This is a genomic window from Acetanaerobacterium sp. MSJ-12, from assembly GCF_018917875.1.
Taxonomy (GTDB): Bacteria; Bacillota; Clostridia; order Oscillospirales; family Ruminococcaceae; genus Bittarella; species Bittarella massiliensis.
The window spans coordinates 122,362-145,727 of the sequence record NZ_JAHLPK010000003.1 but is presented as its reverse complement, the minus strand read 5'-3'; the positions used below and the strand labels follow the sequence as shown (position 1 = coordinate 145,727).

24 protein-coding genes are annotated in these 23,366 nt (G+C 64.6%); 9 read left to right on the top strand and 15 right to left on the bottom strand.

All coding sequences use genetic code 11. The features are described from left to right. Positions 1–11 precede the first annotated feature (11 nt). Positions 12–686 (top strand): HAD family hydrolase, encoded by a 675-nt coding sequence (locus tag KQI11_RS04385; RefSeq protein ID WP_216401217.1) that lies wholly within the window; start codon positions 12–14, stop codon positions 684–686. A gap of 61 nt (positions 687–747) precedes the next feature. Here KQI11_RS04385 and KQI11_RS04380 read toward each other — a convergent pair whose 3' ends face one another. Genes KQI11_RS04380 through KQI11_RS04365 form a run of 4 tightly spaced genes read right to left on the bottom strand, consistent with a single transcriptional unit; the run spans position 748 to position 5,528 of the window. Next, positions 748–1,578 (bottom strand): alpha/beta fold hydrolase, encoded by an 831-nt coding sequence (locus KQI11_RS04380; RefSeq protein WP_216401216.1) that lies wholly within the window; start codon positions 1,576–1,578, stop codon positions 748–750. Further along, positions 1,575–3,965, bottom strand: a complete 2,391-nt coding sequence (locus KQI11_RS04375) for a homocysteine S-methyltransferase family protein (protein WP_216401215.1) — start codon at positions 3,963–3,965, stop codon at positions 1,575–1,577. The genes KQI11_RS04380 and KQI11_RS04375 overlap by 4 nt, the downstream gene beginning before the upstream one ends. After that, entirely contained in the window at positions 3,946–4,647 is a 702-nt protein-coding gene (locus KQI11_RS13435; RefSeq protein ID WP_216401214.1) for a vitamin B12 dependent-methionine synthase activation domain-containing protein, read from the bottom strand. Before KQI11_RS13435 ends, KQI11_RS04375 begins: the two co-directional genes overlap by 20 nt. Continuing rightward, positions 4,644–5,528, bottom strand: coding sequence for a methylenetetrahydrofolate reductase (locus KQI11_RS04365; RefSeq protein WP_216401213.1), 885 nt, complete (start codon positions 5,526–5,528; stop codon positions 4,644–4,646). The genes KQI11_RS13435 and KQI11_RS04365 overlap by 4 nt, the downstream gene beginning before the upstream one ends. Positions 5,529–5,744: 216 nt before the next feature. On the opposite strand from KQI11_RS04365, the gene KQI11_RS04360 reads away from it, so the two are divergent. The 8 genes from KQI11_RS04360 (at position 5,745) to KQI11_RS04330 (ending at position 10,257) form a co-directional block, all read left to right on the top strand. Continuing rightward, positions 5,745–5,921 carry a hypothetical protein gene (locus tag KQI11_RS04360; protein ID WP_185915200.1) on the top strand — a complete coding sequence of 59 codons (177 nt, stop codon included), beginning with the start codon at positions 5,745–5,747 and terminating at the stop codon, positions 5,919–5,921. 1 nt (position 5,922) lies between these two features. Further along, positions 5,923–6,057, top strand: a complete 135-nt coding sequence (locus tag KQI11_RS13180) for a hypothetical protein (protein ID WP_256135633.1) — start codon at positions 5,923–5,925, stop codon at positions 6,055–6,057. 115 nt (positions 6,058–6,172) lie between these two features. Beyond that, positions 6,173–6,637, top strand: a complete 465-nt coding sequence (locus tag KQI11_RS04355; RefSeq protein WP_216401212.1) for a VanZ family protein — start codon at positions 6,173–6,175, stop codon at positions 6,635–6,637. 64 nt (positions 6,638–6,701) lie between these two features. After that, positions 6,702–6,872, top strand: coding sequence for a hypothetical protein (locus KQI11_RS04350; RefSeq protein WP_185915202.1), 171 nt, complete (start codon positions 6,702–6,704; stop codon positions 6,870–6,872). A gap of 161 nt (positions 6,873–7,033) precedes the next feature. Further along, on the top strand, positions 7,034–7,828 hold the full coding sequence (locus tag KQI11_RS04345; RefSeq protein ID WP_216401211.1) for a MerR family transcriptional regulator: 795 nt from the start codon (positions 7,034–7,036) through the stop codon (positions 7,826–7,828). After that, on the top strand, positions 7,829–8,701 hold the full coding sequence (locus KQI11_RS04340; RefSeq protein ID WP_216401210.1) for an ABC transporter ATP-binding protein: 873 nt from the start codon (positions 7,829–7,831) through the stop codon (positions 8,699–8,701). Next, a complete protein-coding gene (locus KQI11_RS04335) occupies positions 8,698–9,420 on the top strand; it encodes an ABC transporter permease (RefSeq protein ID WP_185915205.1) in 723 nt (240 codons plus the stop codon). The genes KQI11_RS04340 and KQI11_RS04335 overlap by 4 nt, the downstream gene beginning before the upstream one ends. A 165-nt stretch (positions 9,421–9,585) precedes the next feature. After that, entirely contained in the window at positions 9,586–10,257 is a 672-nt protein-coding gene (locus tag KQI11_RS04330; RefSeq protein ID WP_216401209.1) for a DUF2238 domain-containing protein, read from the top strand. A gap of 567 nt (positions 10,258–10,824) precedes the next feature. On the opposite strand, the gene KQI11_RS04325 is transcribed toward KQI11_RS04330, so the two are convergent. The 11 genes from KQI11_RS04325 to glmS all read right to left on the bottom strand — a co-directional run bounded on the left by KQI11_RS04325 (position 10,825) and on the right by glmS (position 23,181). Then, complete coding sequence (locus tag KQI11_RS04325) at positions 10,825–11,391, bottom strand: flavodoxin family protein (RefSeq protein WP_216401208.1); 567 nt, start codon at positions 11,389–11,391, stop codon at positions 10,825–10,827. Beyond that, positions 11,388–12,032 carry a TetR/AcrR family transcriptional regulator gene (locus KQI11_RS04320; protein WP_216401207.1) on the bottom strand — a complete coding sequence of 215 codons (645 nt, stop codon included), beginning with the start codon at positions 12,030–12,032 and terminating at the stop codon, positions 11,388–11,390. Before KQI11_RS04320 ends, KQI11_RS04325 begins: the two co-directional genes overlap by 4 nt. 435 nt (positions 12,033–12,467) lie before the next feature. Then, positions 12,468–13,325 carry a TIGR03915 family putative DNA repair protein gene (locus KQI11_RS04315; protein WP_216401206.1) on the bottom strand — a complete coding sequence of 286 codons (858 nt, stop codon included), beginning with the start codon at positions 13,323–13,325 and terminating at the stop codon, positions 12,468–12,470. Continuing rightward, on the bottom strand, positions 13,304–14,611 hold the full coding sequence (locus KQI11_RS04310) for a putative DNA modification/repair radical SAM protein (protein WP_216401205.1): 1,308 nt from the start codon (positions 14,609–14,611) through the stop codon (positions 13,304–13,306). The genes KQI11_RS04315 and KQI11_RS04310 overlap by 22 nt, the downstream gene beginning before the upstream one ends. Before the next feature lie 1,275 nt (positions 14,612–15,886). Then, the gene (locus KQI11_RS04305) at positions 15,887–16,822 is read right to left on the bottom strand and encodes an alanyl-tRNA editing protein (RefSeq protein WP_216401204.1); all 936 of its coding nucleotides are present in this window, start codon (positions 16,820–16,822) and stop codon (positions 15,887–15,889) included. Between the two features lie 89 nt (positions 16,823–16,911). After that, complete coding sequence (locus KQI11_RS04300) at positions 16,912–17,229, bottom strand: DUF4387 domain-containing protein (RefSeq protein ID WP_021659889.1); 318 nt, start codon at positions 17,227–17,229, stop codon at positions 16,912–16,914. A 24-nt stretch (positions 17,230–17,253) separates the two neighbouring features. Beyond that, positions 17,254–18,612 (bottom strand): acyclic terpene utilization AtuA family protein, encoded by a 1,359-nt coding sequence (locus KQI11_RS04295; RefSeq protein ID WP_216401203.1) that lies wholly within the window; start codon positions 18,610–18,612, stop codon positions 17,254–17,256. 12 nt (positions 18,613–18,624) lie between these two features. Then, on the bottom strand, positions 18,625–19,875 hold the full coding sequence (locus tag KQI11_RS04290) for a methylaspartate ammonia-lyase (protein WP_216401202.1): 1,251 nt from the start codon (positions 19,873–19,875) through the stop codon (positions 18,625–18,627). Between the two features lie 53 nt (positions 19,876–19,928). Next, on the bottom strand, positions 19,929–21,380 hold the full coding sequence (locus tag KQI11_RS04285; RefSeq protein WP_216401201.1) for a methylaspartate mutase subunit E: 1,452 nt from the start codon (positions 21,378–21,380) through the stop codon (positions 19,929–19,931). Then, positions 21,364–22,752: a methylaspartate mutase accessory protein GlmL gene (gene glmL, locus KQI11_RS04280; RefSeq protein ID WP_216401200.1), complete on the bottom strand. Its 1,389-nt coding sequence runs from the start codon at positions 22,750–22,752 to the stop codon at positions 21,364–21,366. The genes KQI11_RS04285 and glmL overlap by 17 nt, the downstream gene beginning before the upstream one ends. Before the next feature lie 15 nt (positions 22,753–22,767). Further along, positions 22,768–23,181 carry a methylaspartate mutase subunit S gene (glmS, locus tag KQI11_RS04275; protein ID WP_185915216.1) on the bottom strand — a complete coding sequence of 138 codons (414 nt, stop codon included), beginning with the start codon at positions 23,179–23,181 and terminating at the stop codon, positions 22,768–22,770. Positions 23,182–23,366 lie beyond the last annotated feature (185 nt).

Here is a 23,366-nt window from a genome sequence, read left to right as displayed (position 1 = left end):
GTATATTCACAGTGAAGTGCAGAGCAGACTTCCCCGTCAAAGGGGCCATTTTCGACATGGACGGCACCCTGCTGGACTCCATGCACCACTGGCGGGTGTGGGACTTCGCGGCGCTAGAGCCGTGGGGCCTCACCCTCACCGAGGCGCAAGAGGAGGAGGCGAGGGCGCTGATGACCGACAAAAAGCTCATCGACCGCGCCCAGTACCTCGTCGACCGCTACGGCCTGAATGCCACCGCACAGGACATTTTTGACCGCTGGCTGCTGCGCATCGGCGCGGCCTACGAGGGGGAGATCGAGTGCAAGCCCATGGTCCCCCAATACCTGCAGGCCCTGCATCAGAGTGGCGCCAAGGTGGGCATCGCCACCATGACCGGGCGCGACTTCTCCCGCGCCGCCCTAGAGCGGCTGGGCCTCTGGGACCAGCTGGACTTCTTCCTCACCGCGCAGGAGACCGGCATCAGCAAGAGAGACCCCGACATCTTTCTGCGCGCGGCCGAATGCATCGGCCTCCCCCCTTCCCAGTGCACCGTCTTTGAGGACAGTCTCTACGCCATTGAGACGGCCAAAAAGGCCGGGTTTCAAGTCTGCGCTATCTTCGACGAGACCGCCAGGGAGGACTGGCCGCAGATCTGCGCCCTCGCCGACCGCCACATCGAGTGTTTTACCGAACTGCTGGAAGACTAAACCGCCATCCAAAAGGGCCCCCGCCGGACGATCTGTCCGACGGGGGCCCTTTTCTCGTTCCCTATTGCTGTGGGCGCTCGCTCTCCCATTTTTTCAGCCAGCAGCGGGTCATGGCCACAAAGGCCTCGGGCTGGTCGATGGCCAACTGGTGCCCGGCGTGCTCCAGCAGGGCCAGGGTGGCCCGGGGGTAGTGGGGCAGCAGCTCGAGCATCTCCTCATACCCCACCACATCGTCCTGTCGCCCCAGAAAGAGGAGGGCCGGGGCGTCGACGGTCTTCCCCTCTTCCGGCAGCCGGGCATAGCCGTAGCCGGTGCGCACGATGGCGTCTAGGTAGCCCGCGTCAAAGCGGTCTTTCACCCCGTCGATCTCCCGCTGCCAGGCGGCATAGCTGCGCCGGTTTTGCACCGCGATCGCCCCGCCGTAGGCCTCCCTCTCGGGCTGGGGAAGGGCCTGCACAAAGGCCGGCTCCTCCACCAGTGGCACGAGGGGCGGCAGGATGCGCTGGGCGTGCACCGGGTTGGCCACCGGGCAGAGGAGGATGCCCCCGGCCGCCCGGCTGTCCTCTGCCGCCAGCAGTCCCCGCACCAGGTACCCGCCGTAGGAGTGGCCCGCCACCAGATAGGGGGCTTTCTCTCCCACCACCCGGTCGATGAAGGCGCGCACAAAGGCCAGCATCTCGTCGGTGTTTTGCACCCGCGCGCAGGGCGGGGTCTCCCCCATCCCCGGCAGGTCCAGGTAGACGCGCCGGTAGCCCGGCAGGTCGGCAAACACCGGTTCCAGGCGCTCGGTCATCTGCAGGCGGCAGCCGGTCCAGCCGTGGATCGCCACCAGGGGCATCCCCTCGCCCCGCTCCTCATAGGCCACCGGCGTGCCCCATATCTCCGCCTTCATCCTCTCTCCTCCTCTGAAAACAGCTTTTTGGCGATGTCGGCCGACTGCTTGGCGTCCCTGGCGTAGTAGTCCGCGCCGATTTTTTGGGCGTATTCGGGGGTCAGCACCGCGCCCCCCACCATCACCCGGCACTCCGGCAGGGCGGCTTTGAGGGCGGCAATGGTCGCCTCCATGCTGCCCAGGGTGGTGGTCATCAGGGCCGAGAGCCCCACCAGCTTGACCTCGTGTTCCCTGGCCGCGCGCACCACCTCTTCCACCGGCACGTCCCGCCCCAGGTCGATGACGGAAAACCCGTAGTTTTCCAAAATCACCTTGACGATGTTCTTGCCGATGTCGTGGATGTCCCCCTTGACGGTGGCCAGCACGATCCGTCCGCCGTCGCCCTGGTCGCTGCCCGCCGCGGCGATGGCGCCCTTGACCGCGTCAAAGGCCCGGCCCGCCGCCTCGGCCGACTGGATGAGCTGAGGCAAAAACAGGGTCCCCCTCTCAAACTCCTCCCCCACCCGGTCCAGGGCGGGGATGAGATAGCGGTTGACGATCTCCAGGGGCGAATGGGTCTCCAGCAGGGTCAGGGTGCACGCCCGAGCCCGCTCCCCCAGCCCGCCGCGAATGGCCTCGGCCACCGCCTCCTCGGCGTTTTCCGCCGCGGGGGCGCTCGCCTGGGGAGCGGTCTCCCTCTTCCCGCCGTAGGCGGCAATGAAGGCGGCCGCCCCCGCGTCCAGGTTGGCCAGCACCCGATAGGCCCGCACCGTGTCCATCATGGCCGCGGCGTTGGGGTTGAGGATGGGCAGGTCCAGCCCCCTCTGCAGGGCCATGGCCAGAAAGGTGCGGTTGACCAGCTCCCTGGCCGGCAGCCCAAAGGAGATGTTGGAGACCCCCAGCACCGTCTTGACCCCCAGCTTCTCCTTTACCAGGGAGACGGCCTTCAGCGTCTCCATCACCCCGTCCTGCTGGGCCGAGGCCGTCAGCACCAGGCAGTCGATGTAGATGTCCTCCCGGGGGAGGCCGTGCGCCAGGGCCGCCTCCACGATCCGCTCGGCCACGGCCAGCCGCTCCTCCGCCCGGCGGGGGATGCCCGCCTCGTCCAGGGTCAGCCCCACCACCGCCGCGCCGTACTTTTTGCACAGGGGCAGCACCCGGTCGAGGGAGGCCTTCTCCCCGTTGACCGAGTTGACCAGCGGCTTGCCGCAGTAGACCCGCAGCCCCCGCTCCAGCGCCGCCGGGTCGGTGGTGTCGATCTGCAGCGGCAGGTCCAAAATGGCCTGCAGCCGCTTGACCGCCTGTTCCATGGCGGCAGGCTCGTCGATGCCCGGCATCCCCACGTTCACGTCGAGGATGTCGGCCCCGGCCCGCGCCTGGGAGATGCCCTGGGCCAGGATGTAGTCCCAATTCCCCTCGGCCAGGGCCGCTTTGAACCGCTTTTTCCCGGTGGGGTTGATCCGCTCGCCGATCACCCGCGGCCGGTCCACCGCCACCACCCGCGAGGGGGAGCAGACCGCGCTGACACGCGCCGCGGTCCGCCGGGGCGGGGTTTTCCCCTCCACCAGCGCCGCGATCTGGCGGATGTATTCGGGGGTGGTGCCGCAACAGCCCCCCAGCAGGGTGGCCCCCAGCTCCAAAAAGGGGGCCAGGTCGGCGGCGTACTGGCCGGGCGACACGTCGTAGCGCCCCGCCTCCAGGTTGGGCAGCCCGGCGTTTGCCTTGACGATCAGGGGCAGGTCGGTCCAACCGGCCAACTCCTTGGCCAGGGGGTAGATGTCCCGGGGGCTCAGCGAGCAGTTGATGCCCAGCGCCTGCACCCCCAGCCCTTCCAGCGTCAGGGCCATGGCGGGGATCGAGACCCCCGTGAAGGTGTGCCCGCCCTTTTCAAAGGTCATGCTCACCCAGACCGGCAGGTCGCAGACCTCTTTGGCCGCCAGCACCGCGGCCTTGGCCTCCAACAGGTCGGTCATGGTCTCGACCACCACCAAATCGGCCCCGGCGGCGGCCCCGGCGCGCACCTGTTGGCGAAAGAGGTCCACCGCCTCCTCAAAGGGGAGGCTGCCGCTGGGCTCCAGCAGTTCGCCGATGGGGCCAATGTCCAGCGCCACCCGGCAGCCGCTGCCGTCGGCCGCCCGGCGGGCGCAGCCCACCGCCGCAGCGACCACCTCCTCCACCCCGTGCCCACAGCCCGCCAGCTTTTTGCGGTTGGCGCCAAAGGTATTGGTGTAGATCACCTGGGCCCCCGCCTCGATATAGCGGCGGTGCACCCCCTCGATCAAGTCCGGCTGGGTCAGGTTCAGGAGTTCCGGCCGCCCGCCCAGGGGCAGCCCCGCATCCTGCAGCACGGTGCCCATGGCCCCGTCCAGAAGGACATAGCGGTCCTTTTCATCCCAATTTTTCTGCACAGTGCAGTCCCTCCCGTCTGTAGACACAATTTTTTTGCAGGGCGCAGCCCTCACAGCCCCGCCGGGGCCCTTCCCTCGACGGCGCGCCCACCCCGATGATGGCGCTGACCGACTTCTCGGGCACCATCATCAGCTGTGGGGTGAGGGTCAGTCCGATCTGCCGGGGCGCGTCCAGCAGCCCCAAAAAGTCCCGCTGGCAGACAAGCGGCAGGTCGCCGTACCCGGGGCTAAAGCGCCAGGTGCAGCTCTTCCCCTCCGCGGCGGCCGCCCGGCGGATCTCCTCCCCCGCCAGGTCGCAGAGCGCCTCGATCGCGGCGGTGCCCAGGGCGTCGAGGACCACCGCCCGGGCCATCTGCTCCACCTGGGCGCGGCGGATCAGCCGGTCCACCTCGCCCCCCAGCGTCGCCCCCAAAAGCGCGCAGCCGTCGCAGCCCTCCAGCAGCGCGGCGATCTGCCGCCCCGGGAGCAGGGCCCCGCTCCCAGTGAGGGCGAGGGCCTTCCCCCGCCGCTCCAACCCAAAAAAGCGGTGGCAGTAGCGGGGGCGGGCGGCGGCCCGCAGCTCCTCCTCGCAGCTCTTTAGCAGCGCCTCCATCTCCTCTGTCAGGGGGCCGCCCCGGTGGCGCAGATAGCGCAGCGTCTCCTCTCGGGAGATGGGCAGCGAGGCGGCGTCCACCGCCGTCACGCTGCCCCGCCCCCGTTGACACAGTCCAGAGCAGTGGCGATGTTTTCACAGATCCGCCGGGCGACGGCGGGGTTGTTCATGGTGTAGATGTGAATGCCCTCCACCCCGCTGCCGATCAAGTCGATGATCTGCTCGGTGGCATAGGCGATCCCCGCGTCCCGCAGGGCGGCGGGGTCGCCCTCGAACCGGCTGAGCATCCGGGCAAATTTGGGGGGGATGCTGGCCCCGCAGAGGGTGACGATCCGCTCGATCTGCCGCTTGCTGACGATGGGCATGATCCCCGCCTCGATGGGCAGGCTGACCCCTGCGATCCGCGCCTTCTCGACAAAGTCGTAGAAGCAGCGGTTGTCAAAAAACAGCTGGGTGATCAGGTGGGTGGCGCCCGCCTCCTGCTTGCGGCGCAGATTTTGCAGGTCGTGAAGGGCGTCGGGCGCTTCGCAGTGGCACTCGGGGTAGCAGGCCCCCACCAGATTGAACCCGCCCCGGCGGGCGATCCGCTCCATCAGCTCGTTGGCGTGGCGGTAGGGGCCCTCCTCGGCGCCCTCCACCCGGTCGCCCCGCAGGGCGAGGATGTTTCGCACCCCCACCTCCTCCAGCCGGTCCAGAAGCCCCAGCAGGGTCTCCTCGTCGGAGTTGATGCAGGTCAGGTGGGCCAGGGGCTCCACCCCCCGGGCGCGGATGGCGCCGGCCAGCTCCACCGTCAGGTTGTCCTTGACGCCGGTGCCCCCCGCGCCAAAGGTCACGCTGATAAAGTCCGGTCTTAGGGCGCACAACTCGTCTAGCGTGCGGTAGATGCTCTCCACCCCGCTGCTCTTTTTCGGCGGAAACACCTCAAAGGACAGCACGCACTTTTTTTGTTGGAACAGCTCACACAGATCCATCCCTCTTCACTCCCCTTCCCCCCTGTCTCGCCGCCCTTTGGCGCGGCTGCAGAGGCAAGCCCATCCCCGCCCATCCCCGGCGGAGGGCTTTTGGGCTATTATAGCATTCCTCCAAAACGCACACCAGCTTTTTGTCAGCTTTTTCAAATCTTCTTTTGTTGTCAGACGGGGCATAGTGGGTCCGCCCGCCGGAATACTAAGGGGGAGGTGAGCCAAATGAACCAATCTTACAACTGTCTGTCCGACCTCCTCTCCGGCGACGCCGAGGCCAGAGACGCATTTGCCCAGCTGCCCGGCTACGTGCAGGAGACCATCCGCCAGCGGGGCGATCATGTCTGCACCCGCGATGCCCTGCTGTCCTACGCCGACAAACTGACCCGGGGCGACGACTGAGATGGGCCCCAACCAGTACGGGGTGGCCCCCTTGAGCGAGGATGCCTGCCGCATCCTGCGGGAGGCGGAACAGGCCATCTGCCATTCCTGCGGTCAGCCGGTGGTGCTGGTCGCCTATCAAAAGGACGGGGAGTGATCCCCGTCCTTTTTCCATCCATTTGCATTTTTTGGCCTCCCCTTTTATAATGAGCTGGCAGTGGTCGGCCGCCGGCAGACGGCCTGGCCAAATTTCTTGTACAGGGGGTCTTTCCATGTCGATCCGCCGCCGCAGGGCGCTCTTCACCGCCCTGCTCATTCTCTACACCCTCTTTGTCTTTTCCAACTCGCTGGACATGGGGCCCAGTTCCTCCTCCAAAAGCGGGGCGGTGCTGGCCCTTGTCAACGGCTTTTTTGACTCCGTCGGCCTCCCCCTTCACCTCAGCGAGCACTTTGTCCGCAAGGCCGCCCACTTTGCCGAATACTTCGGCCTGGGGACGGTGGCGCTGGCCAGCTTTCGCCAGTACACCGCCCGCTGGCTCCCCCACCTGGCGATCCCCCTCTTTTACTGCCTGTTCATCCCTCTGTGCGACGAGAGCATCCAGCTCTTGGTGCCCGGGCGCTCCGGGCAGATCAGCGATGTCTGGCTCGACTTTGCGGGCGCCCTCACCGGGCTGGCCGCAACTGCCCTCCTCCTTTGGCTGTGGTGCCGCCACCGGGCAAAAAGCCGCCAAAATTGACGTCATTTCCCTCTGATTGTCTCCCCTCGCCCTGCAAACACTCTCTGTGAGGGGGAGATTCAACATGTCCGAATCCGTTCATCTCTGTTTGAGCGACCTCATCGACCAGGACCTGACCAGCTACGAGTACTTTCACTCCCTGCCCGCCGACGTGCGCCAGCAGGTGGAGGAGAGCGATGTGCGCACCTTCTCCGAGCTGCAGGCCTGCGCCGAGGAGTACCGCCAAAACAGATAGATTCCCGCCCCGGCATCAGCGCCGGGCAGAAAAGGGATGGGGCCGCCAACATTTTTCGGCGGCTCCATCCCTTTTTTGCTGGAAAATGCAGAGAATTTGCAAAAGGGGTTGCTCGTGACCTTGCGTCACATAGTATAATACCCTCAAAGAGGTGATTCGACATGGAGCGAAGCGAACTGCTCACCGTGGGCCAGCTGGCCGCGCAGATGGGGGTCACGGTGCGCACCCTGCAGTACTACGACAGAGAGGGCCTGTTAAAGCCCTCGGCCAAGAGCCCTGGCGGGCGGCGGCTCTACACCGAAAAGGACGTCGTCCGCCTCCACCAGATACAGTCCCTAAAATACCTGGGGTTCTCCCTGCAGCAAATCAGGGAGAATCTCCTTTCCCTGGACACCCCCCAGCAGGTGGCCCTGGCCCTGGCCCACCAGCGGGAGGTCGTCGGCCGCCAGATCGCCGAGCTGCAGCAGGCCCTGGACGCCATCACCGCCCTGGAAAAAGAGGTGGTGCAGATGCAGGCGGTGGACTTTAAAAAATACGCCGAGATCGTCACCCTTTTGCAGCAGAAAAACGAGGGGTATTGGATCGTCAAGTTCTTCGACGACTCGCTGATGGAGCACATCAAAGACCGCTTTCGCGACCGGCCTGAGCAGGGGCTTGCCCTCTTTGACACCTGGAAAGCCCTCTGCGATGAGATCATCGCCATGCAGGAGGCGGGGGTCATCCCGGACGGGGACACCCTCGCGGACATCGGCGGCCGCTGGTGGGCCATGGTGACCGAATTCACCGGGGGCGACCTCTCCCTCCTCCCCCAGCTCTCGGCCTTTGCCGACAGCAAGTCCCAATGGGGCGACGAGTTCCGTCAGCGCCAGGAGCGGGTGACCCCTGTTCTGGAGCAGGCCCTGAACGCCTATTTTCAAAAGGCGGGTATCCGCCTGCCCGAACAGGAGGAACACTAGATGAGCAAGAGCGCACTCACCGTCCAAAACCTCTGTAAGCGCTACGGCGAAAAAGAGGTGCTAAAGGGGGTCTCCCTCACCCTGAAGGAGGGGGAGATCGCCGCCCTGCTGGGCCCCAACGGCGCCGGCAAGACCACCGCGCTGGAGTGCATCGAGGGGCTGCGCACCCGAGACAGCGGCAGAGTGGAGATATCAGGCCAGCTGGGGGTGCAGCTGCAGTCCGCCTCCCTGCCGGCCACCATCCGCCCACAGGAGGCGCTGGAACTCTTTTGTCGCTGGAACGGCGGCGAGCGCGACCGGGAGGCGGAGGCCGAACTGGGGATCGACGCCCTGGGCAAGCGCCCCTATCGGTCCCTCTCCACCGGCCAAAAGCGCCGCCTCCACCTGGCCCTGGCCCTCATCGGCCGACCCTCCCTCCTCTTTTTGGACGAACCCACCGCCGGGCTCGACGTGGAGGGGCGGGCCGCCCTGCACCGGCAGATCGGCCGGCTGAAAGAGCGCGGCTGCGCCATCCTCTTGGCCAGCCACGACATGGCCGAGGTCGAGCGCCTCTGCGACCAGATCGTCCTCCTCAAAGGGGGGCGGGTCGCCTTTTCTGGCAGCCCTTCCGAACTGCTCTGCCAGGGCGAGACGGGGGCGCAGATTGGCCTCAAAACCGGTGTTCCCCTGGACGCGGCAGCGCTGCGCAACTGCCGGTTCACCGGCGAGCACCAGGGCTATGCCCTCTACCAAACACAGCAGCTCGGCGAAGGGCTGTGGGAGCTGCTCTCCCTCGCCCGCAGCGCCGGCGTGCGGGTGGAGGATGTGCGGGTGGAGCACCAGAGCCTGGAGGACCGATTCTTGGACTTTGCACTGCAGGAGGAGACGAAATGACCGCTTTTTTCTATCAGGCCGTTCTCCAGTGGAAACTGGATCTGCGCAACCGCGACGTGCTGCTCACCTACTATCTGGTCCCCCTGGTCTTCTTCCTCTTCATGGGGGGCATCCTCACCTCCCTCGACCCCGGCGCCAAGGAGACGGTCATCCCCGCCATGTCGGTCTTCGCCGTGAGCATGGGGGCCTTTCTCGGCGCGCCGGTCCCCCTCACCGCCCTCTACGGCAGCGAGACCAAAAAGGCCTATCAGGTGGGCCGCATCCCCCTCTGGGCCCCGGCGGCGTCCAACTTCCTCTCCGCCTTTGTCCACCTCTTTCTCGTCAGCCTTCTCATCCTCCTGCTGGCCCCGCCCCTCTTTGACGCCAGCCTCCCCCTCCATCTCCCCCACTACCTGGGGACGATGGCCCTCTTCCTCTTTTCCTGCCTCTGTCTGGGGACCGCCCTCGGCCTCTTCTTTCAAACCAGTTCCCGGCTGACCATGGTCGCCCAGGTCTTCTTTCTCCCCTCCATCATGCTCTCGGGGGCCCTCTTTCCCGCCGCCTTTCTACCCGATCCCCTGCGGCTCGCCGGACGCCTCTTCCCCGCCTCCTGGAGTTACTCCCTCCTCACCGGCGAGGGGGGATGGCAGGCAGTCGCCGCCCTCCTGCTCATCTCTCTTGTGGCCCTGGGCCTCTGCGGGTGGCGGCTTTCAAAGAGGGGCGGGCTCCTGACCCGCTGACACCTGCCGTTTCACGCGTGGGCGCTGTCAATGACAGCGCCCACCTGCTGTTTTGAGGGACAGCCGAAAGAAAATTGAAACAAATTTGTAGGGAGATGGGGACTGCCCAATTTCTCCCCTCTGTTGTATACTAAAAGGGCTACAAAAACAAATGGGAGGGATTTGATGCAGCCCCTTGTCAACCAGTGCGGCGGCCGCGCCGCCGTTGCCGCCTACCTCGCCGGCGTTCTGGCCATCGGGGTGGTGGATTTTTTCTGTTTTCCCTGGCCCTACCTGTTGGTCACCGCCGCCGCCCCCCTCTTTCTCCTCATCCCGCCGCTGGCCTACCGCCTCCTTCGCCTGCGGCCAGTCCCCGCCCTCAGCCGGGCCGTCGCCCTCTTCGCCTTTCTCGCCTACGGCGTGGGCATTGCCATGAAGGGCTACCACTGGTTCCCCTGGTTTGACAAATTCGTCCACCTCCTCTCCGGCGTTCTCTTTGCCCTGCTGGGCCTCTGCCTCTTTGCCTACCTGAAGCGAAATCGCCCCCTCGCCGGGGAGGACGCCCCCTTCGCCTTTTACTTCGCCCTCTCCTTTCCCATGCTCGTCGCCGCCTGCTGGGAGATTGCCGAGTACGCCTGCGACTTTGTCTTTCACACCGACCCCCAGCGCGTGCTCACCACCGGCATCCACGACACCATGCTCGACATGATCGCCTGCCTGCTGGGGACCCTGCTGGTCCTCTGGGCGCTCTGGCGGTTTCACCGCCGCCGAAAGGCAGGCCCCTTGATGCGCGTCTTTCTCGATTTTTGGCGGGCCAACGCCGCCGTTTCCGCCCCTCTCGAGAGCTGCACGCACTGACGGACGAAAGGCCTTTCAAAATGGGGAGACCCCCTCCCTCTTTCCGCAAAAAGATGGCATAATGGAACTGGAAAAAAGCTATTTTGAGCGGGCGGGTCGCTTTTGCCCGTCCCGGTGTGAAAGGGGTGGGCCGACTGTGAAAAAGGCCAGGTATCTTCCCCTGCTGCTCGGGTCCCTCCTCTTGACAGCCCTCTTGGGCTGCAAGGAGGAATCCCCCCGGCTTTCGCTGAACATCCTCCCGGGCAACGTCACCATGGAGGTGGGGGAGACGCGCACCCTCCCCTTTGAGGTCCAGTCGCCGGTCTACCTCTTCCGGCAAGAGCTGCCGCGTGAAGAACGCCGATGTGGCCCATGTTCACTCCGATATGTCCGACGCACTCACCGTCGAAGCCCTTTGCGAGGGGGAGGCGACCGTCACTCTGGAAGTTGCGTACCAGGGGAGCAAAGCCTCGGACAGCGTCGATATCCTGGTTGTCCCCCCATCCGAAGGGGACTAAACACCCCCAACCGCGCAGAAACCCCCAGGGCCCGTGAATGGGCTCTGGGGGTTTTTACAGGGCAGCTCTCTCACCGCCAAAAGCGGCAAATCTTTCTCTCCAGCGAAGGGGGCAGCTCCCCCCGTCCCTGTGCGCCCGCAAAGACGACCCGTCCCATCCGCCTCATCCCCGCCGTGTGAAAAAATTCCTCCATGGCGCGGATGGCCCCCCGGCTCTGCCCGCAGAGGTAATCAAAGGGGGTCGGGGTGTTGCAGGCGGTCAGCAGCAGGTACCGCTGGCGCGGCGACAGCCGGGGCTTGGGGAAGGTCTTGGTCTCCTCCATCGCGGTGCCGAGCAGCCGGTCAAAGAGATTTTTGACCGCTGCGGGCAGGTTTGCCCAGTAGGTGGGGGCGGCCAGAACGACCGCGTCGCACCCCTGCAGGAGCTGGGCGATCCTCTGCACCCCGTCCGGCACCACGCAGACCCCCGTCTCGATACAGGCGCGGCAGCCCCGGCAAAGACCGATTTCCTCCCGGTAGAGCTCCACCCTGTCCACCGCCCAACCAGCCCTCTCGGCAGCGGCGACGGCGCACGCCAACATGGCCGCCGTCGAGCCGTCCGGGTGCGGACTCCCCAGAATCGCCAACAGCCGTTTCATCTCGACCCCTCCCCTCTGGCAATGGCGCGGTAGAGGGTTTCAAACCCGCCCGCAAGAAACGCCTCTCGGGTGAGACCCATCGCCTTTTCGATGTACTTTTCCTTGCTCGCGGCCACCTGCATGAGGCTGGCCAGCATTGCCCAGAAGGCAAACACCGTGGGCAGGATTTCCAGGTCGGGGCGGAACGCGCCCGTCTTCATCCCCTCGCACAGAAAGCGGCCCATCAGGTCGTTTATCTCCTCGCCCACGGCAAAGATCTCCCGCTCCACCGGCAGGGTGTCGGGGCTCTCCCAATCGATGTTGATTTCCCGCAGGGCCAGGCCAAAGAGGAAAGGCGCTTCTCCCTGGTAGCGCTGGAGCGCCCCGCAAACGGCGTCGTAGCGGCCCCGCGCGCCCGTCCCCTCCGCGAGGGCGGACGACAGACAGTCCCGCAATCGCCGCATACTCTCCAGGGTGAGGGCGCCGACGATCTCCTCCTTGCCCTGAAAGTAGACATAGAGGGTGGCCTTGCTGTACCCCGCCTCCCGGGCGATTTCCTCCACCGTCACCGAATCCACACCCCGCTTGGCGAAAAGGGCGGCTGCCGCCTGGGCGATGCGGCCCCGGTGGGCCTCAGCGGGTTCCTTCTTTCTTCTCCCCACCGGCTCTTCCTTCCTTTATTAATTAAACTATTGGTTTAATTAATTTTACCACGGCTTTTTCCCTTTGGCAAGGGTAAAAGCAAGTGGGGCCTTTCAAACTTGTTCTTCTCCTCGGACAGCGGTTCCCCTCATTGGCCGCCAAAGACTGGTTGCCTGCCCCGTCAAACCACTTCCCCTTCCTTCCCCGGGGATATCTGTCGGCACTTCTCTACATCTTTCCGCGCAGAAGGCCGTCCGCCGGACATGAAAAATGGAGGGACTGACCGCCCCTCCCCGCTGTTTTTCTCATCTGCAGGCACCGGCCATCCCCTCGAGTTTCTTCCTCACGGACGCCGCGGCAAAAAGGGGCCCTCTTTTTCAAATGGCCGTCCACCGACCGGCGAGGCACCCTTTGGGAGAACGCTCCAAGCCGAATGATCCGCCCCGTCGGACAGGTCACTCCCCCACCAGGCGATGGGGAGAACTTTTTTGCGGAGAGGGGGCGTCTCCCCGCTCCGGCCCCTGCAGACCGGCGGCTCTCGCCCCCTCCAAAGGAGGGGCAGACCTGTCCGCCATCTCGCACATCTCCCCCCAAAAGCGCTTGGGCATGTTTCCCCGCTGGCAGCGGGGGTTGACCCGGGCGGCAATGGTGGCGGACTGGTGGTACCCCCGCCACAACTGGCGGTAGAGCTGCTCCTGCGGGGTGTCGGGGGGGAGCTCCAACGCCTTGACCGAGACGATTTTGGCCCGGTGCGGGCGGTAGATCAGGGCCATCTGGTGGGTCTTGTCGTGGATCATAAAGGTCTCCTCCGGGTAGCGGTCGCAAAAATGCTCCCGCAGGACCGGCAACACAAAGTGTTTGGGGGAGATTTGGGAGAGGAGGGCCCCGTCGTACTCGGCAAAGCGGACAAACCCCAGCAGCAGATGCGCCTCGTTCGACACCGAGAGGGCCATCTTCTGCACCCGGCTCACCGCCTCGTCCCCCAACATGTCGCAGACGGCGGGCCCATAGCGGTAGCCCCGGCAGAGGAAGCGGTAGAGCCAGAGATCCCGCCCCTCCTCCCCGAACAAAAAGGCCCTCTGCACCAGCTGGCGGGCCTCCTCCCCCATCCGCTCGCCGATGGAGCGAAAGACCCGGCCCGCCCGCGCCCTGTCGCTCTCGATCTCCCGCACGGCGTAGAGCCCAGTCTGGCAGTCCTCCCGGCAGACGATGTCCAGGGGCGCCTCCCTCCTAATAAAGCTCTCAAAGACGCAGCAGAGAAATCCGGCAAAGCTGCCGTCGTGCAGGTAAATCAAATCTGGCCGGTCAAACAAGAGACCACATCCTCTCGGGTCACCGGCGGCTCGTCGAACAGGGAGAGCTGTTCCGGCCGGTTCTGGGGGAGCATGGCGGCGCTGCGCTCGGACACCAGGGCGCGAAAGGCGGCCTCCGGGCTGATTTTCAGCCCCACCGCCGTCTTCCCCGAACAGGTGATAAAGTACTGGGCCCGCTTGAGCACCACCCCGATTTTTTTGAGCCCGTCAAAGTGCAGGGGGCCCAGCCGCCGGGCCTTGGCGATCCGCTGGGCGCTCTTGACGCCGATGCCCGGCACCCGCAGCAACATCTCGTAGGGGGCGCGGTTGACCTCGACGGGGAAGTGCTCCATGTGGTGGATCGCCCAGTTGCACTTGGGGTCCAGGTAGGGGTTAAAGTTGGGGGCCCGCTCGTCCAGCAGTTCCCCCGCGTCGAAGCCGTAAAAGCGCAGCAGCCAGTCGGCCTGGTAGAGGCGGTGTTCCCGCAGCAGGGGCGGCTTGGTGGTCAGGGAGGGCAGGAGGGCGTCGCTCTGCACCGGGGTGTAGGCCGAAAAGAAGACCCGTTTGAGACCGTATTTGCGGTAGAGGCCCTGGGTCAGCCGCAAGATCTGCAGGTCGGTGTCCGGGGTGGCGCCGATGATCATCTGGGTGCTCTGCCCGGCGGGGGCAAATTTGGGCGCGCCCCGGTAGCGCACCAGGTCGGTCTGGTTCTGGGCGATCCCGCTGGTAATCAGCCCCATGGGGCGAAAGATGTCCGCCTTCGACTTGTCCGGCGCCAGCAGCCGCAGGCTCTGCTGGCTGGGCAGCTCGATGTTGACGCTCATCCGGTCCGCCAGCATCCCCAGCCGGGCGATGAGCCGGTCGTCCGCCCCGGGGATGGCCTTGGCGTGGATGTAGCCGCGAAAGCCGTACTCCTCCCGCAAGATCTGCAGGGTCTCGATCATCCGCTCACAGGTGTAGTCAGGGTTTTTGAGGATGCCGGAACTCAGAAACAGCCCCTCGATGTAGTTGCGGCGGTAAAACTGAATGGTCAGGTCGGCCAGCTCCCGGGGGGAAAAGGCCGCGCGGGGGGTGGCGTTGGAGCAGCGGTTGACGCAGTACTTGCAGTCGTAGGCGCAGATGTTGGTCATCAACACCTTTAAAAGGGAGACACAGCGTCCGTCGGCGGTAAAGCTGTGGCAGATGCCCGCGGCCGCCGCGCTCCCCAACTGCCCCTTCTTGCCGGCCCGGTCCACCCCGCTGGAGGTGCAGGCCACGTCGTACTTGGCCGCGTCGGAGAGGATCTCCAGCTTTTCCAGCAGCTCCATTTCCTGTGTCCCCCTCACTCCAAAATAAACATTTGTTCTTTTTCTATTTTACCCTCCCTCCCCTTAAAAGTCAATCGCTCCGTGCCAAAACGGCCCTGCCACCTTCTTCCTGCCCCTCCTTCTTTTGGAAGGGACAGCCTCTCGCTCTCTTCCCGCAAAAAATCGCAACCAGACAGGGACGCGAGAGGGTAAGTCCTCCCCTTTTGAACCGCGCAGGACTGACAAAACAGAGGGCAGTCCCTCTCCCCTCCGGCAAACCCTCCCAGCGCCTCACCTGCGCAGGCGCCAGGAGAAAAATTCCCCCTTTTCATTTTTCACAGACACGAGTAGGCCTCCATCGGCGCAGCTGGTGGTCCTACAAATGCGAGCAAAGCCCTCTATTCTCAAGCTACAACCGAAGGCGCTGATATGGTTTGCCACCGGCAAAAGGCCGCTGCTCGCAGCCCGCAAACCGGTGCATGGGTTTTTGTGTGTCATTCGCTCTGCCAGTTGGTCTTCCCTGAATTGATGCTGGATACCCCCTATCTCCTTTGCATTCCCACCTGCAGTGCCAGCGCAGTACCCCCTGACGCTCAAACTGCCGATTTCCATATTTGCAACCTGCACTTCAAACTCGCGCACCGCTCAAAAACAATTCGACCACCTTTTTCCATTGAAAAAAATCCCCAAAAACTGGAACCGCTCATTTCAGGTCAAATCCCTGCGAGCACATGGCTCTGGCCGGAGAGCACCGCTGCCTCCACAACTGTTCTCTCTTTTCCCTTGCAAACCTCTCGCATTTTCCCTCTCTGCTCTGTTTTCCCCGCAAGTCGCCTTTCCGCAGTACAAGGAGCCTTCAGTCCTTTTGCGCCGCCCAAGTTCTTTGGGAGCACCCCACATAACCAGATGCTTTTTTCTGAAAAAACAAGTGACAAGGCAGACACCTTGTCACTTGAATTGCCCCCGATTTACAGTCAAATCGCAGCCGCCAGGAGTTCCTTCCACAGGAACGCGACCACTCTCACTCTTGCCCGCTCCCCCCCTCACAGACAGGGGCCCACACATAGCGTCAGCCATCCCTACATGAGGGTGCCATCGCCGCCCTTCAGAGGGCCACGCGCCGCGGCAGAGAACCGGAAAATTGGCCCCGCATCCGCCCGCAGCAATCCAGCTGCACAGAGGCGCGCCGCCCGCAGCGATCTTGCAGGCGGCGCGCTGTTTTTGGCTCTTCCCGCCCCTTTGTGGGTCCGTCTCCCCGCAGGGAGGGCAGCCCCTGGGAAATACTCGGCCCAGGCGTCAAAAGACGATTTTGTTGAAGTCCTTGCCGCCGGCCTTCTCCCAGTCGCTGCCCACCAGGCCCACCAGCAGGTACCGCCCGGTCATGGGCTCCATCGGCAGGTCCTGCAGCAGGGCGAACTCCTCGATCTCGCCGGTGGTGCGCACGTGCATCCGCGGCCCGGTGCAGTGGTGCAGCTCGTCGCCGATGAGGATGTGCTCCTCGTCGCAGTAGGAGATGGGGATGTCTTTGGCAATCAGCTCGTTGACCTCGGTCTCCAGCCGCTTTAAGTCGATGTCCGGCTTCTCGGCAAAGCTGAGCACAAAGCCGTGCTTGACATCGCCGTGGGTGTATTTGCCCTTGTACTTGCGCAAAATCAGGTGTTCGCAGAGGTCCTCCGCGGTGTGGGCCATCTTGCGAAAGCGGATGGAGCCAAAGACGATTTTGGTCAAATCCTCCGGCTCGGGGCCGAAGAGGTTGGGCCGGGTGATGATGACCTCTCCCCCCACCCCGATGAGCAGGTGGGCGTTGCGCCCCCCCAAAAAGGGGTAGATGAGGTCAAAGTGCTCCACGATGACCCGCTTTTTCTTCTCGATGGCCTTTAAAATGGCCTCGGCCAACACGTGCATCTGGGTAAAGGCCGACTCGAAGCGGATGTCCAGGTGATAGGTGTGGGGGCTGTAAAAGCCCGAGTCGTCCTCGTCCACATCCAGGATGGGGAGGGGGCGGACGTTGACCCCCTCGTCGTCGTTGGTGAGTTCCAGCCCGGGGAACATCCCCTTGACCAGCATGCTCTTGCCCGAGCCCCCCTCCCCCACAATGCCGATGAGCAGGTCAAAGGGGCTGAGGTACTGCTGGGCGATCTGCATCCCCAAATCGGCCATCCGCACGTTGCCGCGGGGGGCGAAGAAGACGCTGTACAGATGGTTTTTCTGCATTCGATCGGAATAGGGCATGGGGCGCTCCTCCTCTACAAGACGGCAGGCGCCCCTCACGCGAAGCGCCTGCCGCCACGGCCCGCCGCTGCGGGCCCTCTCTTATTTTTCTACCAGTCAAACTCCAGGTCCAGCAGCGGGGCGTGCTGCTGGGCGCCGTAGACGTCGGTCTCCCCCAGGTCGCCCGAACAGATGGGGCGCTGGATGGTGATCTTGATGGCCTTGGCCGGCTGGAACTCGATGATGTTGATGATCTTCTCCGGGGGGATGTGGTAGAGACGGCAGACCACGTCCTCGTTGATGATCTTCTTCTCACAGGCCTTTTCAAAGCTGGCAAAGTCCTTGAACATGATGTCCAGCGTCAGCTCGTAGGGGCCGGAATTCTTGCTGCGGATGATCTCTGCGAGATCGGTGAGTTTCTGTTTCACAGCTCTCTCCTCCTCATTCTACCATTACAGGTCCACACAATCAACGGCAAAGGGGGCGACGGGGTCGTCGACGGCAATGACGTGATAGATGCTGAACACATAGACTTCGCCGGCGTGAAAATCGCTGGGCGAGTAGGGGAACGCCAGGTTGCCCGCGGTGGCTCGGCGGCCCTCGTAGCCGTAGTGGAGCATGGTGGAGCGGGCGAAGGCGCAGATGGTGTCGGCCTGTTTCTGGGTGTCGGCCACCGCCTCGATGACGATGCCCAGCTCGTGGGCGCCCTTGGTGGTGGGGGTGGGCTCCAACTCCGCCATCACCCCGTTGCGGCCGTAGATGTTGAAGTGCAGGTAGTAGTGGAGGTCGGCGTCCCGGAAGTTGTCGGCCACCCGGGCGCGCACCCCTTCGAGCACCTCGTCGATCTTCTCGATCATGATGGGGTCTCTGGCCCCGGCGATGGAGACGGTGCGGTAGCCGATGCAGCGCGCCCCCTCCAACTTGACGGTGTACGCGTCGGGCACAAAGCGGCTTCCGCTGACCCGGACGATGTTCTCCGTCTCCTGCTCAAATTTGCAGTCGGTCAAATCCAGGTGGCCGCCCGGCCCCGGCAGGATGTAGGGGTTGGTCTTTTCGTAAAGGGTGTGGGCCGCCACCGAGAGGGTGGTGCAGCGGCGCAGGGGGCTCAAGGGCTCCACCCGGAAGTAGTCCTCCCCAATGTAGCCGAACATGCAGTCCGAGCCGCTGCCGGGGGTGGCGCAGATGGAGGCGCACTCGAGGATCTTGCCCAGGTGGATGGCCAGCCCCTTGTCGCAGCCCGCCCGCACTGCCGGGGCGGCAAAGACCGACGGGTCGTAAGTGCGCCCGGCCAAAACGACCTGCGCCCCCTCGTCCAGGGCCTTGATAAAGGGCTCCATCCCCATCTGGCCCACAATGCGGGTGGTGGCGCCCACCGCCTCCTCGGTCAGTTCGGGCGCCGGGGCAAGGGGTTTCACCTTCCCCGCCCGCAGGGCCGCCTTGACATCCTCTTTTGCAAACTCGGCGTGGATGACCGCCAGCTTGAAGTGGAGGTCTTTCTCCCGGGCGATCTCCTCCACAATCTCGCGGCACCAGTTCAGGTGGGGCTCGCCGCCGCTGCCGCCGGCGGTACCGATGACCACCGGAATGCCCTCCTTGACCCCGGCTTCCAGCATGATCTCCAGATCGCGCTTGACCGCGTCCCGGTCGGTAAAGGAGACCCCCGCCCCCAGGTAGTAGGGCCCGGGATCGCTGGAGCCTGCGTCCACGGCGATCAGGTGGGGATGGCGCTTCATCCCCTCTTCAAAGCTCTCCTTGGGGAAACCGTACCCCAGGATGGCGGTGGTGGACAGAATGCGAAATTCCTCTTTCATCAAAAACCCCTCCTAGCGCTCGGCCTGGGCTCTGCGCAGGGCCAGGATGCGCTGCATCTCGTTGTAGACGATCATGTACCCCTCGTCGACCCCCATGCCGGGTTTGGCGAGGATCTGGTCGGGGCAGGTGGCCATGGCCAGGTTGACACAGACCTGGGCGCTGCGGTCGGTCTCGTTGCAGGTGCCGCCCTGGTAGGCGCCGATCCCCTTCTCCTTGCAGTAGAGGACCGCCTCCACCACGTTGTTGATGCCGCCCAGGTCGGGGGTCTTGATCTGCACCATGTGCCCGGCCCGGTTGTCGGCAAAGTAGCGGATGTCCTCCAGGGTGTTACACCACTCGTCGGCCACCAGCTCCACCGGGATGCCCCGCTCGTCCACCAGGCGGGTCAGCTCCTTGAGGGCGAGCATCTGTTTCTCCCGGTCCTCCACGTCCATGGGGCCCTCGATGCGCAGGTGGAAGGGGGCGGCGATCTTGGCCAGCTCGGCCAGGTAGTCGGCCATCCCCTGGTAGTTGTCGTTCCCAAAGGCCGCGCCGATGGTGCCGTAGACGTCGATGTGCAGCACCGGGGCGTAGTTTTCGTCCAGCCGCAGCTTGCAGATGCGCTCGCGCAGCCAGCCCACGTACTCGGCCAGCTTTTCGCCCTTTCGGCCCAGCTTGGTCTCTACGTTGTTGATGAGGGCGTGGGGCAGCACCTGGGCGCCCTTCATGATCATCTTGTCGGTGTTCTCATAGCGGTTGTCCCCCGACTGGGTGAAGATGGGGATCTCCCGGTCGGTGACCTGGGTGTGGTACTCGTCGGCCACCACCTCGCACATCAGCCGGTGGGAAGCCTTGGCCACCGCGTCGAGGATGGCCTGGGTCACCCCGTAGCGGATGGCGGTGTGCAGCTGCTTGCCGCCCACCTGCAGCCGGTCGATCTCCTCCGCCAACTCGCGGAAGCTGTCGGCCTCTCTGCCCACCAGGCGGGGCTTTATCTCCCGCTCGATGACGGGGATGAAGTCCTCCGCCAGAAAGAGGGGGTCCCTGCCGCCCGCGCCGCTGTACTGGACCGCCGCGCAGTCACCGTAGGCCACCTGCCCGTCCTCCAGCACCAGCATCACCGAGATGGCCTCGCCCGCCTGGCGGACTGCCGAAAACCCGGCGGTGGCGGTTTTGCCCAGATAGGCCGCGCCGTCCGACTCGGCCCCCAGCTTGATGGCCCGCTGGTCGTCAAAGAAAAATCCGGTGCGCCCCTTGGCGCAGACCAAATCAACAATTTTCACAGTATATTCCTCCTGCTCTCAGCTGTCTGTCGCGTTTTTCTGCCCGCTCTGCCCTATCTCCAGGGGCGGCCCACCAGCCGGCCTTTGGAGATGGCGTAGACATCGTCGATGACCATCTGAAAAGACGCCTTGCGCTTTTCAAAGGCCGCCCGCTCCTCGATTTTTTTGCGGTTGTAGTCCACCAGTTCGGGCGAGAGGGGGACGGCCCCCGCGTCCAGGATGCGGATGGCCCCGTCGTTGTCCCGGGCCGAGAGCATCTTGCCGGCGTTGAAGCGGCTGGGGGCAAAGGGGACGTCCAGCACCCCGGCCTGGAAGGCGCGCACCGCCCCCAGGGCGATGTCTCCCCCGCCCAGTTCAAAGCACTTGTCGACGATGCAGCGGGTCTCGGCGGCAATGATCTGCTTTTCCTCCTCCAGCCCGGCGGCGGTGAGGGTCTGGTCGCTGAGCATCGAGATGACCTGCTTGGTGCAGCGCAGCCCCTGGGCGTTTGCCTCCATGGTGGGGATGCCCATGGCCTCGTGCGGGGTCTTGACGATGACCTTGGTGGCCTTGGCCAGGGCTGCGGCCGCGCTCCCCCAGGAGATGACGCCAAAGGCCTTGGCCTCGTCCTGCGGGAAGCCGCCCATCCACTGGTGGAGGACGGTGGTGACCTCCACATCGGTGTAGCCGTACTTCTCCAAGTACTCGTCGGTCAGCTCTTCCAGGGTGCGGATGGCGGCCACGTCCTGCACCAGGTTGCCGCACTGGCCGTAGCCCACGGTGATGTTCTTGACCCCCTGTTCGGCGGCCAGCAGGCTCTCGATGATGGCCACCGCGTGGGAGATGCAGGGGGGCACCAGGGTGCCGGTGAGGGGGCCGTAGGGCTCTCGGTTGATGGGGATGCCCGCCTCCTCGTAGAGGCCGGTGAGCCGGTCGCAGTACTGCCAGTCGAGGATGGTGCGCTCCAGCGGCACGTTCTTGGCATAGGGGACGTTGTAGGAGATACCGCCCCCCTCGTAGCTGGTGAAACCGGCGGCGTAGCAGATCTCGGTGAGGAGGCGGGCGTCGGGGGTGCCGTGGCGGATCTGCACCGGGATGTCCAGGCTCTGGATGATCTGGCGGCAGCCGGCCACCCCGTGGTTGACCGCCGGCAGGCCGTTGAGCATCGACTTCTGGCTCTTGGCCGACTCGACGATCCCCTTCTCGGCGTCCTCATAGCGGTTTTGCCGGGTGTAGCTGTCGATGGTGGTGGGGAGCAGGTCCGCCTCCCCCTTGTCCTGCAGGTAGGTCAGCAACTCGATGTGCTCCTTGATGAGAGCGACCCCCGCCCGGGGCTGGATGAGGGTCTTCCCCTCTCTTTTGGCCTGGCTCAACTTGCGGGAGAACACCTTGCTCTCGGGCAGCTGGCGGTGAAAGTCAAAGGCCTCCTGCAAATCCACCTCTTTGCCGGTGGGCCACTGGCCCAGCACCTCTTGGCGAATTTGCTGAAAGGCGCCGTCTTCGATTCGCTTATTTTGAATTTCCATCGCAGGTCAACTCCCTCTTCATCATCTGTAAAGCGGCTTTGGGGTAGTGTTCGGCCAACAGGCCCATGGCCGCCAGAATGTAGTGTCTGTCCACCCACACCTGCGCCTGTTTGGGCCGCAGGGAGATGGGGTCGGCCGGGCTCCAAAGGGCGTGTCGCACCGCCTCCTCCGGCCGGGGGGCGTGGATGAGGGCGCCGCCGGTGGCGATGATCCGCCGCACGTCGCTTAAGTCCTTGCCGGTCTGCACATAGGTCAGCCCCACCGGGGTATAGGTCTGCTCGATGGTGCCGGCGTGGCGGGCCACAGCGGTCTCCACTGCCAGGGATGCCAGGGCAAAATCGAGCTGTCGGCCCGCCGCGCTGTCGGGCAGTTTGTCGGTGTGTGCGGCCAGGTCCTCCACCATCTGCCGCACCGTCTCGGGGGGGAGTTCGGCTAGCTGGGCCACCCGGTCCAGTCCGGCGGCCTCGAGGATGCCGTGAATGCTGTAGCGCATGCCGATGTCCCCCTCCACCGTCCGCTTGGCGTAGGGCTCGGGCAGCCCCTTGTAGACGGTGTCCAGCTGCTTGGGCATCCCGCTGGCAATGGAGTAGACGTCGGTGGTGGCGCCCCCCAGGTCGACCGCCAGCAGTTCGCCGATGCCGGGCTCCCCCGCAAGGCCGTCGGCCAGCAACGTCATGGCGGCCAGCATTGCCGAGGGGGTGGGCATGAGGATGCCCGAGACCAGCTCCGAGGCCTGGGAGAGCCCCTTGGCCCGGATGATGCGGTCGAGGAAGATGTCGCGGATCTTCTGCTGCGCGGGCTCGATGTTGAGCACCCCGAAGCGGGGCATCACATTTTCGCACAGCAGGGTCTCCTTTTGGGCCAGCAGCCGCTGGCAGCCGCGGGCGGCGGCCCGATTCCCCGCCACCACCACCGGGAAGTCGCCGGGGACCCCGGCCAGCATCTCCGCGTTGTGGAGGATGCAGTCCCGGTTTCCCCCGTCGGTCCCCCCAGTGAGGAGGACAATGTCGGGCCGGGCGGCGGCGATCTCGTCTAAGTCGTCCTCGGTGAGCTGGTAGGAGTAGACCCCCACCACCTTGGCCCCCGCCCCCAGGCTGGCCTGCTTGGCGGCCTCGGCCGTCAGTTCGGGCACCAGCCCGCAGGTGACCATCCGCAGTCCGCCGGCGGCGGAGGAGCAGGCGTAGCGCTCGGCGTAGTCCAGCTTGCCGGTCTGCTCTTCCAACTGTGCCACCGCCCGCGCAAGCCCCTCCCCCACGTCGGTCTGCACGGTGGTGTAGCTGGAGGCGGTGCCCAGCAGGGCGGGCGCGTCCACGTCAACGGCGGTCACCTTGGTGTATGTACTTCCAAAGTCGATCAAGAGGATCGGTCGCATCGCTCCCTCACCCTCTCACTGGACGCCCAGGTCTTTTTTGAGGGAGGCGATAGTGGTCTCCGGCGAGGTGCCCGGGGGAAAGACCCGGTCAAAGCCCATGGCCAAAAACCGGCGCTCCACGTCCTCAAAGGGCTGCTTGCCCACCACGATGTTTCCCCCCACGTAGAGGAGGATGCCCTCCAGCCCCGCCTCGTCGCACTTCTGGCGCAGGCCCCGGCAGTCCAGCTCCCCGTGCCCGTAGAGGGAGGAGACCACGATGGCGTCTGCGTCCGACTCGATGGCGGCGGCAATGTACTCCTCCTGCGAGACCATGACCCCCAGGTTGATGACATTGAACCCCGCGTCGGTGAACGCGTGGTCGAGGATCTTGATGCCCACGGCGTGGACGTCCGCCCCGATCACCCCGATGACCAAAGTTTTCTGTTCCATTTCGCACCCCTTGCTTTCGCAAATTTGATTTGAACTATATCTATAATATATATTGTTATATATCATAAATCAACCAAATCATCTCCTTTTTTCCGGAGAATAAGGGAGAAAATCCCGGCTTTCTTTTGGCTAATTTGGATGTTTCTCCATCTATACGCAAAAAAAGAGGGAAATGAACTAGTTCA